Raw genomic sequence first — 14,494 nt, 5'->3', positions numbered from 1 at the left:
ATTAGCTCTTGATAATCCGACTGTTAGCCCAGGGATTAAAGGCGGGCGCCTCCTGTTCTATATGTCCCTCGTCGTGGAGGGAATCCAGATACAGGGCTTCGACCTCCGCGCGTGCCCACGGGGTACGGCGCAGAAATTTCAGGCTCGATTTAACGCTGGGGTCTTTTCTGAAACAGTTAATTTTGATGCGGTCACCCAACTCGCTCCAGCCATATTTCGCCACCAGGGCGTTGACCATCATCTCCAGCGTGACGCCATGCAAAGGATCGTTAGAAATGTGTGCAGTCATAGGTGTCCGGATGTCTCAATTTTTGTGGGGGTGGAGTTACCGAAGAAAGGGTACAAGAAAGCAGGGGAAGCGGCAATTTAAGCGTGAAATTCTTCACCCCCGAGGGGTGAAGAAAGAGGAACGTTCGTTTACTTTTTGTCTTTAAACAGTTCAGGTGCCCACGGTGTCGGGTCAACCTCCATAAACGGCGCGCGCTCGAAGCGATCCTTCAGCGCCCACGGCACCGTGCAATCAAAGATGGTCTTGCAGGAGATGCCGTTTCCGCGAATTGAGTTGCTGTAATCCGGCGACTGAGACGGATCCAGCTGGTGGCCGCGGATCCCCGGAATATTCGTGATGCTGACATCGCCCTGCATACGGGTGGTCATCGCCCACAGGATGTCGTCGCTGTCGAAAATATCCACGTCTTCATCGACAAGGATAATGTTTTTCAGCTCCGAATAGGTGGCTAACGCGATAAGCGCTGCCTGGCCCTGGCGTCCTTCATCTGACGGCTGGCGTTTTTTCACCTGCAAAATACCCAGGAATTTACCGCCACCCGCGGTATGTGCATAGACGTTTTGCAGGAAGCCCGGAATCGCCTCTTCCACCGCATTGCGGATACTGGCCTCCGTCGGCAAACCGGCCAGGGTGGTATGTTCTTCTCCGGGGCCCACCAGCGTTTGCAGGATAGCCTGGTGGCGCATGGTCACCGCTTTCACTTTGATCACTGGCAGAGACGGGTTCGCCTCACCGCAGTAGCCCGGGAATTCCGGCATCGCGTGGCCGGTGTTGGTATGCTGATCTTCTCTTACGCGCACGCCGGGAAGCAGTTCGCCTTCAATGATAATTTCCGCCCGCGCGATGGCTTTCTCTTTTACCGCCACGCCCTGTACCAGCTCGACCGGCTGCTGGCGCAACGCCCCGGCGACGCCCAGCTCATTGTAACCAAACGGTGTGGTGGGGGCCTCAAAACACGCGCCGATATAGATAGCGGGATCGAGCCCCATGTTGATCGTCACCGGCAGCGGTTTTCCGGCCGCTTCCGCTTTTTTGCGAAAGACTTCAATATGGCGACCGGCGGCCAGGAACATGGATAGCTCATCGCGCTCCTGCACGCAAAGGCGGTGGATGGTGACATCCGTCAGCGAGCTGTCCTCCGGATCGCTTGCCAGCACCAGTCCCAGGCAGAAGAACGGGCCTGCATCAATCGGCGTATTGGTTGGTGCTGGCAGCAGTTTGCGCAGATCGAAGTCCGGATCTTCAGCGTAGAAGACCTGCTCCTGACAAGGGGCCTGCGAGGCCGGGACGACAACGGGTGCGACCGGTTTTTTCACCGCCTGACCGACATGTTTTGCCAGTTCAGAAGGCGCACAGCCTAACAAAAGTGCCGCGCGTTCACGGCTGGCGTGCATGCCCACCAGAATGCGCGAGCCCGGATAGCCCTTCACGCTGTTGAACATCATGGCCGGCCCCGTGCGGGTCGGGCGTTTTACCGTACCGCCCGCGCCAATATGACGATACACACCTGCCAGCTCTGCGTTAGGATCGACGGGATGATCGGTTTCAATATACTGGCCTTCGTGGCGCTTCAGTAAGGCGATGGCACTTCTGAGATCGTTGACTGGGTTTTCCATATTTTCCTCCCTCGGTTGAATACCTCCATTTTTACGACAATGACCCATAGCATCAATTGCATCATTACTGCTAAATTGATAATAAATTTATTATCAAAAAAGGAAGTCTCCCGTGCAGTTTCGTCAGATGCGCCATTTCATTGTCGTTGCCGAAGAACTCCACATGCACCGGGCCGCCGAGCGTTTAAACATGGCGCAACCGGCGCTGAGCCAGCAGATAAAGGCGCTGGAAGAACGTTTAGGCGTCACGCTCTTTAGCCGGGCGAACCGTCGCTTAACCCTGACGCCCGCGGGCGACGCGTTTCTGGTGAAGGCCAGGCTCGCCATCTCCCTGACTGAGCAGGCGGTACTGGACGCCAGGCAAACGGCGAGAGGCGAGCAGGGGGTGTTAAACCTGGGATGCGTGTCGAGTGCGATGTTCGACGGTAAGCTGCCCGCTGCACTGCGCCAGATGCACAGCCGCTGGCCGGCGATAACCATGTCTTTGATGACGGGTAATGTGCAGACGCTCTACGCCGCCGTGCAAAGTAACCAGCTGGATGTGGCGATTATTCGGGCACCGCTGCCATCGCTGCCTGACGATCTGCAAAGCCGGCCGTTCACCTCAGAAAAAACGGTGCTGGCGCTGTATCGCCAGCATCCTCTGGCCGACTCTTCCGCTCTGACGCTCGCGTCAGTGAAGGATGAAAAATGGATCTCGCTGCGCGATCCGGAGGGCGTGGGGCTGGAGCAGTACTTTTATGACGTCTGTAGCGGGGCGGGTTTCCAGCCGGACGTAGTGCAGAATGCGACGGATGTTCCCACGGTGATAAGCCTGGTCTCCGCGGGATTTGGTCTGGCGTTGCTGCCTGCGTCAGCAAAGGCAGTGAGTGTCGAGAATGTCGTTTACGTGGACATTCTCGACCGTCTCAGGGAAAGCGAACTGACGCTGGTGTGCCACCGAATTATTCGCTCAGAAGTGCTTAAAAAATTTCTGATGACCCTCGATCGCACCTGACGGCGTCATCCGCTTATTTCACGCTGCTGGCGTCCCGGTTGGTATAGGTAACGGGAACCCAGGCATAGCCACCGTTTTCACCTTTGGTGACATAGCCGATACCCGGGAACGGCAGATGGGGCGCGGCAATCAGGTCTCTGTTTTTCACAAAGTCCGCAAACGCCTGTTCGCGCACGCTTGCCGCTTTGTCCTGATCTTCATCGTAGGTGATGGTCACACCAGGCTGCGGGAACTGGACCGCCCCGGCATGAATGATGTCGCCGACAAAGGTGATCTTCTCGCCTTTGCTTGTCAGCGTGTAGAAGGCTGAACCCGGCGTATGGCCGGGATGAACCGTGCCGGTCAGCCCCGGAAGAATCTCAGCCGTGCCGCTAAAAGGCACCACTTTACCGGCGTCAAGATAGGGCTTTAAGGTCTTCTGCGCGACGTCAAAGTAGTTCTTGCCGTAGCCGGTTTTCTTTTGATTATCGTCGTTAAAGAAAAAGTCGACGTCGGATTTGCCAACGAAAACGCGTGCGTTGCTGAATACCACCTTGCCGTCTTTGACCAGACCGCCCGCGTGATCGGAGTGGGCGTGGGTCAGCAGGACTTCAGTAATGTCCTCGGGTTTAACCCCTTGCGTGGCGAGGCTTTCAACCAGGCGTCCACCCGCATCAGGACCAAAGAGCTGGCCCGAGCCGGTATCCACCAGAATTTTATGTCCGGGGATCGCAATCAGGAACGCGTTAATGGAGACCTCGGCCGGGTTGGTCTGGAAATTTTTCGCGAGCAGCGCATCAATCTTTTGCGGCGTTGTCCGGCGCAGCAGCTTATGCAGATCCTGCGCGACGGTTCCGTCGGTAAAAGACGTGACAATGACATCGCCGACCTGCACGCGGTAACCGCCCGCCGGTTGTTTAACGACGTGCTGGGGCGTTTCTGCCGAAGCCTGCAGCACAGGGTAGAAAAGCAGTGAACTGGACATCAGCGTGGAAAGAGCAAGTTTTTTCATGGTAAGCATACGCGTCTCCTTTGAAAGTGCTCATCTTACTCATAGCGGCCGTAGAGCAGCGAGTTTTCGCTACACCAGCATGTAATACCAGAACAGGGCAACTTCGTCTTTTTCCGGCAGGGCGTTGTACAGATAACGGTCGTATCCGCCCAGGGTGAAACCGTAGTTTCGGTAAAACAGACAGGCCGAGACGTTAACATTTTGGGTTTCCAGCCGCAGTCCCGGCGCGTTTACGCTTCGCGCCCACACGTGCGCGGCGGCCATCAGTTTTTGTGCTGCGCCGGTTCTGCGCTTTGTGCGCTCCACGGCAATATAATCGACCGAGATAAATTTATTCCAGCTGATTGAGGCGGTAATAAATCCCGCTATTTCACCGTTATCCGTTTCGGCGACAAGAAATATGGCGTCCGGATTAACGCAATGATTTTCCAGGGTTTGAATGTCAAGCTCGTAGATTTTTAGCCAGGGTTCGGCGACGGCTTCGATATGCAAATCACAGTGAATAAAGGGCTCTCGCGCAATGTGGTTAACGGTGAAAGAGAAGTCACAACATTCAAGGCGTGCGAGGTCGGTATTTAATCCTTTTCGAATCTGCATAATTTCCCCTGTAGTGAGTGAGTTCATAAAGAATAGACCAGGCGGTTAAATCCGCTGAGCCAACACACTTTTAATCCTGAACTAAGCTTGTACTTCGTTCCGCGTAAAATGTGGGTCATTCGAGGACAATGAATGGAATTCAGGACATTTCAAAAGCAGTGGGGTGCTGAGTTTATTTCCGATGACGTTGTACGTTTTCGCGTCTGGGCAGAAGGACAGAAAGCGCTGACGCTACGTCTGGCCGTCACCGACGTGCCGATGACGGCAGTGGGTAACGGTTGGTTTCAGGCAGACGTTCCGGGCGTTACGCACGGCACAGAGTATCAGTTTGTCCTGCAGGACGGCATGACGGTGCCCGATCCCGCGTCTCGCGCACAGGCGAGAGACGTTAACGGCCCCTCCATCGTTATCGATCCCCGACGTTATCAGCCGGTTAACCGGGACTGGTCAGGGCGGCCGTGGGAAGAGACGGTTATCTATGAACTTCACATTGGCACGTTTACCCCGGAGGGGACCTTCCGAGCCGCGATTGAAAAACTCCCTTATCTGGCAGAACTGGGTATAACCCAGCTTGAAGTTATGCCCGTGTCTCAGTTTGGCGGATCCCGCGGCTGGGGGTACGACGGTGTGTTGCTTTATGCTCCGCACGCCGCATACGGTACGCCAGAGGATTTCCACGCGTTAATCGATGCCGCGCACGGTCTTGGGCTTTCCGTGGTGCTGGATATCGTACTCAACCACTTCGGCCCGGAAGGCAACTATCTCCCGTTGCTGTCGCCTGCCTTTTTCGATGCTGAGCGGATGACGCCCTGGGGCAACGGAATCGCCTACGAGCGCGAGCCGGTAAGACATTACATTACCGATGCGCCGCTCTACTGGCTGACCGAGTACCGCCTGGACGGCCTGCGTTTTGATGCCATCGACCAGATTAAAGACAGCTCGAAGACGCATATTCTCCAGGAAATTGCAGAGAAGATCCGTGAGGCGATCCCGAACCGTCATGTTCACCTGACCACGGAAGACAGCCGCAACGTCATTTTCCTGCATCCGCGTGATGAGCACGGCAATACGCCGCTGTTTACCGCTGAGTGGAATGATGATTTCCACAACGCGGCTCACGTGTTTGCCACCGGTGAGACGCACGCGTACTACCAGGATTTTGCGTTTGAACCAGAGAAAAAATTCGCCCGGGCGCTGGCAGAAGGGTTTGTCTACCAGGGCGAGGTTTCGCTGCAAACCGGCCAGTCCCGCGGAGTGGAGTGTCACACGCAGCCACCGCAGTTCTTCGTTGATTTTATTCAGAACCACGATCAGACCGGGAATCGCGCCCATGGTGAGCGGCTTATCACCCTCGCAGGTGCCAATAAAACCCGTGTGCTGCTTGCTGCACTACTGCTTTCCCCCCATATCCCGCTGCTGTTTATGGGCGAGGAGTTTGGTGAATCACATCCGTTCCTGTTCTTCACCGATTTTCACGGCGATCTGGCCGACGCGGTGCGGGAAGGGCGCGCAAAAGAGTTTACTGGCCATGCCGGGCACGATGACGCTGTCCCGGACCCGAATGACGTGAATACCTTTGTCCGCTCAAAGCTTGACTGGAATAAAATTGCCACCGACGACGGCAAAACGTGGCTCCGCTTCACGCGCCATCTGCTTACGCTGCGTCATCGTTATATCGTTCCGCTTCTGCATGAGGGAAGTCGCGTCGAGGGCAAGGTGATCGGGACGGCACCCGGTATGGTGGCCGTAAGCTGGCGCTTCCCGTCCGGAACGCTTTCGCTGGCGCTCAATATCGGCAATAAATCTGTCAAACCGCCCGCTCTCCCGGGGGAGACGCGCTTCGCCTGGCCGGAGGTAACCGACATTTTGCCGCCGAACAGTATTGTCGTTCGCTTTGCTGATGGAGAAGCATCGTTATGATCCCTTCCGCCACGTACCGTATACAGTTCCGTAATGGCATGACCTTCGATCGCGTTGTCGCGCTGGTACCCTATCTGAAAGACCTCGGCATCAGCCACCTTTATGCCTCCCCGGTGTTTACTGCCACAACGGATTCCACGCACGGCTATGACGTCACCAACCCGAATGAAATAGACCCTGCGATCGGCGGACGCGAAGGTTTCGACCGCATGTCCGCGGCGCTTAAGCAGGCCGGCATGGGGCTGATACTGGATATTGTCCCTAACCATATGTCGACTTCTCTGGAAAACACCTGGTGGCGGGACGTGATTGAGTACGGACAGCAGAGCCGCTATTTCCGCTATTTCGATATCGACGGGTCTCGCCCGCTGACGCTGCCGTTTCTCGGGGACACCTTTGAGGCGGAGCTGGAGAAGGGAGCCATTACTTTAAAACGTGACCCTGTCACAAACAAAGCCGCTCTGATCTATTACGACACCGCATATCCGCTCAACCCGGGCACGTTCAGCGAGGATAAGAGCCTTGCGGAACTGCACGAAGCACAAAGCTGGCGATTGATGTCCTGGCGGGAAGCGCCGAAACAGCTTTCGTGGCGACGTTTCTTTGAGATTACCGGTCTGGTGGGCGTGCGTGTTGAAGATGACGCGGTATTCGACGATACGCATCGCCTCATCCTTGAACTGGTTCACGCGGGTGTGGTGGACGGTCTGCGGATCGACCATATCGACGGTCTGGCCGATCCGCTGGGCTATCTGCAGCGCCTGCGGCAGGCAACCGGACCGGACTGTTATATCACGGTCGAGAAAATTCTCGCTAAAGGAGAACAGCTTCCCGCCGAGTGGCCCGTCTCCGGTACTACCGGGTATGAATTTATCGCTTCGCTGGCGGAAGTGCTGGTCGACGACGATAACCTGTCGCGTCTGGAAAAAATTCACGATGAGACGCTGGGGGTAACGGTCGATCGCCACGCGGAACTGCGCGATGCGAAAGGCCTGATGACCGATCGTAATTTTGAGGGCGAGTTCACCACGCTGCTTAATCTTGCAGACGATCTGGCCCGCCGCAATGACGTTGCGCTTCAGCGCGATGATATTCGCCACGCGTTACGCGAGCTGCTTATCGCCTTTCCGGTGTACCGCACCTACGGCACCCGGGAGGGGTTAACCCCGCCAGATGTCGCGCTGCTTAACCGCGTGGTCGCCAGCGTCGAGACATCCGAAGCCGCCCTGAGCCTGATAGTCCGCATTCTTACCGGCGATTTGCCGGAAGAGTGCCGCGAGTCCGCCGCGCTTTTCAGAATCCGCTTTCAGCAGTTGACCGGGCCGCTGATGGCGAAGTCCGTTGAAGACACGCTGTTCTTTCGTCATAACCTGGAGCTGGCGCTTAATGAAGTGGGCGCCGACCCGACGCCGCGCGCGTTCTCGCTATCCCGCTTTCATCAGGAGATGCGCATTCGTCTGGCCCGTCAGCCCGATGCGCTGCTGGGCACCTCCACGCACGATACCAAGCGCGGGGAAGATGCCCGGGCCCGGCTTTACACCCTGACGGAGGCCCCGGAACAGTGGGGCGAAAATCTGGCCCGCTGGCGCCAGATGAACCAGACCCAGGTGCGGTTTCTCAATGACGGTACCGCGCCAAACGCCGCCGACACCTGGATGATCTATCAGGCGCTGGCAGGCGTCTGGCCCGCCACGCTGTCGCCGGACGACGCCGACGGGCTTGCCTCGCTGGAGGCGCGTTTTATCGCTTTCCTCGAAAAAGCGCTGCGCGAGGCGAAACAGCGCACCGACTGGATCGACAGCAACGAGAGCTATGAGAGCGTGGTGCTGCGCTATGCCCGGCACCTGCTTTCACCGGACAACACGCTGTTTCTGCATGATTTCAGCGAGTCCATGCGGCCCTTTATCCGCGCCGGACTGATGAACAGCCTCAGCCAGACGGTGATTAAGCTGACGGCGCCCGGCGTGCCGGATATCTATCAGGGCAGCGAGGCGCTTAACGTTAGCCTTGTCGATCCGGATAACCGCCGCGAGCCGGACTTTCCGACGCTGGTGCAAAACCTCAGCGTGGCGAATGCCGGTATGTTTGAAAACCCGGCGTGCTGGCAGGACGGAAGGGTGAAGCAGTTTGTCACCGCTACGCTCCTGCGTCTGCGGCCACACTATCCCGGGCTGTTTCGCTATGGCGACTGGCTGCCGCTTAAAGTGTCCGGCGAGCGGGAGGAGCATCTGATTGTCTATGCGCGAGTGAAAGACGGCGAGGTGCTGATTGTTGCCGTGCCGCGACTGGTTTTTGGCGTCACCGATAACCGCACGCTGTGGGGCAATACCACGGTGGCGATACCCGAGGCGCTGGCAGGAAAACGCTATCGGGATCTGTTCAGCGGTGAAAGCCGCATGCTGCAAGAGACGCTGGATTTAACGTCAGAAAAGGGATGTGTACTGGTTCTGCTTACCTGCGAATAATCGTGGAGAACGAAAATGGCAAAGGATACAACGTTTGAAATTCGGGCCGGTCATGGCCAGCAGTTGGGTGCAAATTATGATGGGAAGGGGGTCAACTTCGCGCTGTTCTCCGCTCACGCTGAGCGGGTGGAGCTCTGTCTGTTTGACCCCTCCGGGAAAATGGAAATCGCCCGGCTCGAGCTTCCTGAATATACCCACGAAGTCTGGCACGGCTATGTGCCGGATCTGAAGCCCGGTGCGCTTTACGGCTATCGCGTCTACGGCCCCTATGACCCGGAAAACGGTCATCGCTTCAACCCGCATAAACTGCTTATCGACCCCTATGCCCGCGAACTGGTGGGTGATATCGACTGGAACGAGGCCCATTTCGGCTATGCGCTGGGGCATGACGAATTAGACTTGAGCTTTGATACCCGTGACAGCGCCCCGTTCACGCCAAAATGTAAGGTTATCGACCCGAACGCCTGTGACTGGCAGGACACTAACCGACCCACTATCCCCTGGCCGAACACCGTGGTGTATGAAAGCCACGTAAAAGGGTTTACCCAGATGAACCCGGCAATTCCTCCCGAACTGCGCGGCACCTTTGAGGGGATGGGGCATAAAGCCTCCGTGGACTACATCAAAAGTCTCGGCATCACCTCGGTTGAGCTGCTCCCGGTTCACTGGTTCCCGGACGATCAACATCTTCTCGACCGCGGTCTGAAAAACTTCTGGGGCTATAACACGCTGGGCTTTTTTGCGCCGGCGTCGCGCTACTTCGGCCCGGCGGGGATACAGGGCTTTCGCGATATGGTGCGCGCTTATCATGATGCGGGCATCGAAGTGATTCTCGACGTGGTGTATAACCACACGGCGGAAGGCAATGAGCTTGGCCCCACGCTCTCGTTTAAAGGCATTGATAACTACAGTTATTACCGCACGCTGCCTGACCAGCACCGGTATTACATCAACGACACCGGAACGGGGAACACGGTCAATACCTCTCACCCGCGTGTGCTGCAGATGGTGATGGATTCGCTGCGCTACTGGGCGGAGTCGATGCATATTGACGGTTTCCGTTTCGACCTGGGAACGATACTGGGCCGCGAACCGGAAGGGTTTGATCCGCGCGGCGGCTTTTTCGACGCCATGACCCAGGATCCGGTTTTATCCCGACTGAAGCTGATTGGTGAACCCTGGGATATCGGCCCCGGCGGCTATCAGGTGGGCGGTTTTCCGCCAGGCTGGGGTGAATGGAACGACAAATACCGCGACACCGTACGCGAGTACTGGAAGGGGGATAACGTCTCTAACGACTTTGCCGCCCGTCTGCTGGGATCCGGTGACTTGTACGATCTGCGCGGGCGTCGCCCCTGGGCCAGCGTTAATTTCATCACCGCCCATGACGGCTTTACGCTGAATGACCTGGTGTCGTACAACGAGAAGCATAACGCCGACAACGGGGAAGACAATAATGATGGCCATAACGATAACCGTTCATACAACTATGGCGAAGAAGGGCCGACGGAGAACCCGGATATTATTGCTACCCGCGAAAGGCAGAAGCGTAATTTCCTGACCACGCTGCTGTTTTCCCATGGTACGCCAATGCTGCTGGCCGGCGATGAGTTTGGCCGCACGCAGAAGGGCAACAACAACGGCTACTGCCAGGACAGTGAGATCTCGTGGATCGACTGGAAAGGACTCTCCGAGAACGACGCCGCGCTGCGCGAGTTTACCCGACGTTTGATTGCGCTTCGTGCCGCGCAACCGTTATTGCGTCGTGAAAGCTGGCGCGACGGGCTGGAGATCCGCTGGTTTAACGCCGGCGGCGGTCCGCAGCAGGCAGAGCAGTGGGATGAGGGCTCGACGCTCGGGGTGTCCATCAGCAGGCCCGATCTCAAACAGGAAGAGGGGATCTGGCACGATGTGCTCATGCTGTTCAACCCGTTTGAAGGCAGCGTGGCATTCCAGATCCCACAGTTTGGTGAAGGAGGATGGGTGCTAGAGCTGTCTACAGCCGATGACGCCGTGACCGGGAAGGCGATCACCGAAGCGGTAGAATTCGAGCTGGCCGGACGCAGCATTACTCTTTTCCGACGGCCCTGAGTTTACAGTGATGCCGCCGCCCTGGCGGCGGTGTCGTACAGGGAGGAAATCGTGCGTAACAGCTGCGCGGTTTCGCCAATGGATTTTCCGGCAATGCCGCTCTCCGCATGTATCGCGATCAGACACGCCTCCCGCACGTCGCGGTATTTCATACATAACGCTTTCCCTTCCTCCGTGGTGGAGAAAAAGAGCTCTTTACCCGCTTTCTCACTTGTCACGTAGCCTGCTTTAACCAGCTTTTTCAGGGCATAAGTCACCACATGCGTATCTTCCACGTTGAGAACAAAACAGATATCAGCCAGCTTTTTCTTGCGATCGCGGTGGTTCACATGGTGCAGAAGTGAGACATCAAAGGCGCCCATATCGGGCTCGCCGGCAGCCGTCATGCAGCGCACCATCCATTTGTTGAACGCGTTGCTGGTCATGATCAGCGCGTATTCCAGCTCTGACAGTTCCGCGCAGCGCTCGGACACCAGATGGCGGGACGAGACGATCCGGCCATCGTTGATGTCGTCGTGATGGGGTGAAGCATGCTTTTCTGAGGTCATAACGTTCCTTAGTCAGAAATGTAAACTCATCGATAAAATAAGAACATTTTATTGATAAATTGTTTACATGTTTTTGAGGTTCAGATATAGCTTTTTAGCGCAGGTTTTGCAAAGCCTGACGAAAACACAACATCGCTCGCCGCAAATTAAAAAAATAGCCGTCGGCGCGCAACGCTCACTTTCGATAGGGTAAACGTTATGGACGGTTCTACGCTGTTGCCGCTGATCGGGATACCGATCGTGGTTATTGGTTTTGCTTTGCGCTTCAACCCGCTACTGGTGGTCGTGGTCGCGGGGCTGGCGACGGGTCTGCTGGTCGGTATGGATCTCGGCATGCTGCTTGAGACCTTTGGCGAGAAGTTCGTCAATAGCCGATCGCTCGCGACCTTCATTCTGATCCTGCCGGTCATTGGTCTGCTGGAATATTACGGGCTAAAAGAGCGCGCCCAGGCCTGGGTCGCGAAGATCGCCAGCGCTACCTCGGCGCGCATTTTGATGCTCTACTTTGTCGCCCGTGAAGGCACGGCCGCGTTAGGGTTGATGTCGCTGGGCGGGCATGCCCAGACGGTACGCCCGCTGCTGGCGCCGATGGCGGAAGGGGCCGCTCTGAACGAGTATGGTGAACTGCCGCAGCATATCCGCGACAAAATCAAAGCCCATGCCGCCGCGTGTGACAATATCGCGGTCTTCTTTGGGGAAGACATTTTTATCGCCTTTGGTGCAGTGCTGCTGATTGACGCGTTCCTGAAAGAGAACGGCATTCAGGGGATTGAACCGCTGCATATCGGCCTGTGGGCCATTCCGACGGCCATTGCGGCATTGATTATTCATATGACACGCCTGCTGCGCCTGGATGCCAGTATCCGTCGTGACGTGATGGCCTGGCGTGCAGAGCAGGCAACGCAGGGGGCCGCGCAATGATGACGCTTATCACCATTAACCGCGTGTACTACCTGATTGGCTTCGTCGTAATGTTGCTGGTGGTCATGACCCTGCGCGATCGTGCGAATCCGAAGCGTTTCACCACCGCGCTTTTCTGGTTTTTATTTGGTGGGATTTTCCTGTTCGGTGATCTGATGGTTCAGGAGCTCGGCAAATCGCTGGCGTACCGGATCATCGGCGGCAGCGTTATTGTTATCGCGCTGCTGGCGGGCTTTGGTCTCGTCGGAAAGGGGCACTACAAAATGGCCTCTGACGAGGAACGGGTTGCCTCGTCAAACCGGCTCAAAAACTGGCTGTTCCTGCCCGCGCTGATGATCCCCGTGGTGACGGTTATCGGGACGCTGTTCCTGAAGGGCGTGTCGATTGGCGGCGTTTATCTTCTCGACCAGAAACAGCTCACCCTTGCGGCGCTGTGCGTGGCCTGCGTCGCGGCGATCCTCACCGGCTGGTGGCTGACGAAGGGCACGCCGCTGCACGCGATTCGCCAGTCTCGCCGTCTTGTCGATACCATCGGCTGGGCGGTGATCCTGCCGCAGATGCTGGCCATGCTGGGTGGGGTATTCGTGGCGGCCAATACCGGTGACTCCGTGCAAAAGGTAGTGAGCCTGTTTGTGAACCCGGATAACCGCTTCATGCTGGTGGTGATTTACTGCGTGGGGATGGCGCTGTTTACCATGATCATGGGTAACGCCTTTGCCGCTTTCCCGGTATTGAGTGCCGGTATCGCCTTACCGTTCCTGATTAACGTGCATCACGGTAACCCGGCGCCGCTGCTGGCGATTGGCATGTACGCAGGGTATTGCGGCACGCTGATGACGCCGATGGCCGCGAACTTCAATATCGTGCCCGCCGCGCTGCTGGAGCTGAAAGACAAATATCAGGTGATCAAGATCCAGATCCCGACCGCGTTAACCTTGCTGGTGGTGAACGTGTTCTTAATGTATTTCCTCGTTTTTCGCTAAGGAGTGGTTATGGAATTAACGCAACAACAGGCTGACGCGTTTGCCCGAATGCCTTTAACCTATTTGCGCCAGGAATACCCGAACCACATCATGCATCTGCTGAATGATGATGGTGATGTTCTGCCGCCTCGCGAACTGCACCCGATTTTCTACGGCTGTTTTGACTGGCACTCGGCCGTGCACGGCTACTGGTTGCTGCTGCGCTGCGTGCGTCTCTATCCCGAATTGCCGTGCCGGGATGAAATCGTCGCGCTATTCGACGAGCATCTGACCGAAGAGAACGTGGCTAAGGAACTGGCCTATTTTACTGCGCCGTTCCGCGCCTCGTTTGAGCGCCCGTATGGCTACGGCTGGCTGCTGGCGCTGGCCCAGGAACTGAAACAGTCTTCACTGCCGCAGGCCGCAGGCTGGTATCAGACGCTTGAACCGTTAACGCAGGATATTCGCAATCGTCTGGTGGATTACCTCGGCAAGCTCACCTATCCGATCCGCGTCGGGACGCATTACAACACGGCGTTTGCTCTGGCGCTGGCGCTCGACTATGCGCGTACAGTGGGGGACAGCGGGCTTGAGCAGGCTATTCTGGCATCAGCGGAACGGTTTTATCTCGCCGACACGCGCTACCCGGCGCACTACGAGCCCGGCGGTGATGAGTATATTTCCGGTGCGCTGACAGAAGCGTTGCTGATGAGCAAGGTGGCAGAGGACTTCCCGGCCTGGTTCGACGCGTTTTTGCCGGAGGTGGGCGCCGTTGCAGCCCTGATGAGCCCGGCGCAAGTGAGTGACCGTACCGACCCGAAAATTGCCCATCTGGACGGGTTAAACCTGAGCCGCGCCTGGTGTATGAAGCATATCGCAAAAGCGCTTCCCGCAAACCATCCGGCGCAGCAGGCGCTGCGTGATTCGGTGGCGAAACACCTGATGGCAAGCATAGAGCATGTTGTCGGCAGCCACTACAGCGGCGGGCACTGGCTGGCGAGCTTTGCGCTGCTGGCGCTGGAGTAAATAAACGAGACGCCTTTCTTGCCGGGTGGTGCTGCGCTTACCCGGCCTACATTGTTCATTAAAATCAATAT

The 14,494-nt window shown here is 56.9% G+C and carries 12 protein-coding genes; 7 read left to right on the top strand and 5 right to left on the bottom strand.

What is annotated here, in order from left to right; genetic code table 11:
• Position 1 precedes the first annotated feature (1 nt).
• Both ACOTY9_RS02475 and ACOTY9_RS02470 read right to left on the bottom strand, forming a co-directional pair.
• The gene (locus ACOTY9_RS02475) at positions 2 to 289 is read right to left on the bottom strand and encodes a VF530 family DNA-binding protein (protein WP_023338326.1); all 288 of its coding nucleotides are present in this window, start codon (positions 287 to 289) and stop codon (positions 2 to 4) included.
• A gap of 128 nt (positions 290 to 417) precedes the next feature.
• Positions 418 to 1,905: a UbiD family decarboxylase gene (locus tag ACOTY9_RS02470; RefSeq protein WP_071922220.1), complete on the bottom strand. Its 1,488-nt coding sequence runs from the start codon at positions 1,903 to 1,905 to the stop codon at positions 418 to 420.
• Between the two features lie 112 nt (positions 1,906 to 2,017).
• Between ACOTY9_RS02470 and ACOTY9_RS02465 the strand changes: the two genes are divergently transcribed.
• A complete protein-coding gene (locus ACOTY9_RS02465) occupies positions 2,018 to 2,902 on the top strand; it encodes a LysR substrate-binding domain-containing protein (protein ID WP_014883873.1) in 885 nt (294 codons plus the stop codon).
• Between the two features lie 13 nt (positions 2,903 to 2,915).
• Here ACOTY9_RS02465 and ACOTY9_RS02460 read toward each other — a convergent pair whose 3' ends face one another.
• Both ACOTY9_RS02460 and ACOTY9_RS02455 read right to left on the bottom strand, forming a co-directional pair.
• The gene (locus ACOTY9_RS02460) at positions 2,916 to 3,902 is read right to left on the bottom strand and encodes an MBL fold metallo-hydrolase (RefSeq protein WP_421637300.1); all 987 of its coding nucleotides are present in this window, start codon (positions 3,900 to 3,902) and stop codon (positions 2,916 to 2,918) included.
• Positions 3,903 to 3,962: 60 nt separating this feature from the next.
• Positions 3,963 to 4,490 carry a GNAT family N-acetyltransferase gene (locus tag ACOTY9_RS02455; RefSeq protein WP_059373093.1) on the bottom strand — a complete coding sequence of 176 codons (528 nt, stop codon included), beginning with the start codon at positions 4,488 to 4,490 and terminating at the stop codon, positions 3,963 to 3,965.
• Positions 4,491 to 4,622: 132 nt separating this feature from the next.
• Between ACOTY9_RS02455 and treZ the strand changes: the two genes are divergently transcribed.
• From treZ to glgX, 3 genes are read left to right on the top strand one after another with little or no spacing between them, the layout of a single operon-like run.
• Positions 4,623 to 6,410: a malto-oligosyltrehalose trehalohydrolase gene (gene treZ / locus ACOTY9_RS02450; protein WP_023330444.1), complete on the top strand. Its 1,788-nt coding sequence runs from the start codon at positions 4,623 to 4,625 to the stop codon at positions 6,408 to 6,410.
• Entirely contained in the window at positions 6,407 to 8,875 is a 2,469-nt protein-coding gene (gene treY, locus ACOTY9_RS02445) for a malto-oligosyltrehalose synthase (RefSeq protein WP_348565496.1), read from the top strand. Before treZ ends, treY begins: the two co-directional genes overlap by 4 nt.
• A gap of 15 nt (positions 8,876 to 8,890) precedes the next feature.
• Positions 8,891 to 10,966: a glycogen debranching protein GlgX gene (glgX, locus tag ACOTY9_RS02440; protein ID WP_047344259.1), complete on the top strand. Its 2,076-nt coding sequence runs from the start codon at positions 8,891 to 8,893 to the stop codon at positions 10,964 to 10,966.
• 2 nt (positions 10,967 to 10,968) lie between these two features.
• Here glgX and ACOTY9_RS02435 read toward each other — a convergent pair whose 3' ends face one another.
• The gene (locus tag ACOTY9_RS02435) at positions 10,969 to 11,514 is read right to left on the bottom strand and encodes a winged helix DNA-binding protein (protein ID WP_045134012.1); all 546 of its coding nucleotides are present in this window, start codon (positions 11,512 to 11,514) and stop codon (positions 10,969 to 10,971) included.
• A gap of 198 nt (positions 11,515 to 11,712) precedes the next feature.
• Between ACOTY9_RS02435 and ACOTY9_RS02430 the strand changes: the two genes are divergently transcribed.
• From ACOTY9_RS02430 to ACOTY9_RS02420, 3 genes are read left to right on the top strand one after another with little or no spacing between them, the layout of a single operon-like run.
• Positions 11,713 to 12,435: a DUF969 domain-containing protein gene (locus ACOTY9_RS02430; protein WP_045134013.1), complete on the top strand. Its 723-nt coding sequence runs from the start codon at positions 11,713 to 11,715 to the stop codon at positions 12,433 to 12,435.
• Positions 12,432 to 13,418, top strand: coding sequence for a DUF979 domain-containing protein (locus ACOTY9_RS02425; protein ID WP_023330441.1), 987 nt, complete (start codon positions 12,432 to 12,434; stop codon positions 13,416 to 13,418). Before ACOTY9_RS02430 ends, ACOTY9_RS02425 begins: the two co-directional genes overlap by 4 nt.
• 9 nt (positions 13,419 to 13,427) lie before the next feature.
• Positions 13,428 to 14,423: a DUF2891 domain-containing protein gene (locus tag ACOTY9_RS02420; protein ID WP_047344258.1), complete on the top strand. Its 996-nt coding sequence runs from the start codon at positions 13,428 to 13,430 to the stop codon at positions 14,421 to 14,423.
• Positions 14,424 to 14,494: the final 71 nt, after the last annotated feature.

Origin of the sequence: Enterobacter cloacae complex sp. SHL012 (genome assembly GCF_049237505.1) — a bacterium.
In the GTDB taxonomy this organism is placed as follows: domain Bacteria; phylum Pseudomonadota; class Gammaproteobacteria; order Enterobacterales; family Enterobacteriaceae; genus Enterobacter; species Enterobacter kobei.
This window is presented reverse-complemented; position numbering and strand designations above follow the sequence as displayed.

Bases quoted from the DNA above. Each gene is read 5' to 3' on its own strand.
- ACOTY9_RS02475 (WP_023338326.1), bottom strand. From the start codon at position 289: ATGACTGCACACATTTCTAACGATCCTTTGCATGGCGTCACGCTGGAG.
- ACOTY9_RS02470 (WP_071922220.1), bottom strand. From the start codon at position 1,905: ATGGAAAACCCAGTCAACGATCTCAGAAGTGCCATCGCCTTACTGAAG.
- ACOTY9_RS02460 (WP_421637300.1), bottom strand. From the start codon at position 3,902: ATGCTTACCATGAAAAAACTTGCTCTTTCCACGCTGATGTCCAGTTCA.
- ACOTY9_RS02455 (WP_059373093.1), bottom strand. From the start codon at position 4,490: ATGCAGATTCGAAAAGGATTAAATACCGACCTCGCACGCCTTGAATGT.
- treZ (WP_023330444.1), top strand. From the start codon at position 4,623: ATGGAATTCAGGACATTTCAAAAGCAGTGGGGTGCTGAGTTTATTTCC.
- treY (WP_348565496.1), top strand. From the start codon at position 6,407: ATGATCCCTTCCGCCACGTACCGTATACAGTTCCGTAATGGCATGACC.
- glgX (WP_047344259.1), top strand. From the start codon at position 8,891: ATGGCAAAGGATACAACGTTTGAAATTCGGGCCGGTCATGGCCAGCAG.
- ACOTY9_RS02435 (WP_045134012.1), bottom strand. From the start codon at position 11,514: ATGACCTCAGAAAAGCATGCTTCACCCCATCACGACGACATCAACGAT.
- ACOTY9_RS02430 (WP_045134013.1), top strand. From the start codon at position 11,713: ATGGACGGTTCTACGCTGTTGCCGCTGATCGGGATACCGATCGTGGTT.
- ACOTY9_RS02425 (WP_023330441.1), top strand. From the start codon at position 12,432: ATGATGACGCTTATCACCATTAACCGCGTGTACTACCTGATTGGCTTC.
- ACOTY9_RS02420 (WP_047344258.1), top strand. From the start codon at position 13,428: ATGGAATTAACGCAACAACAGGCTGACGCGTTTGCCCGAATGCCTTTA.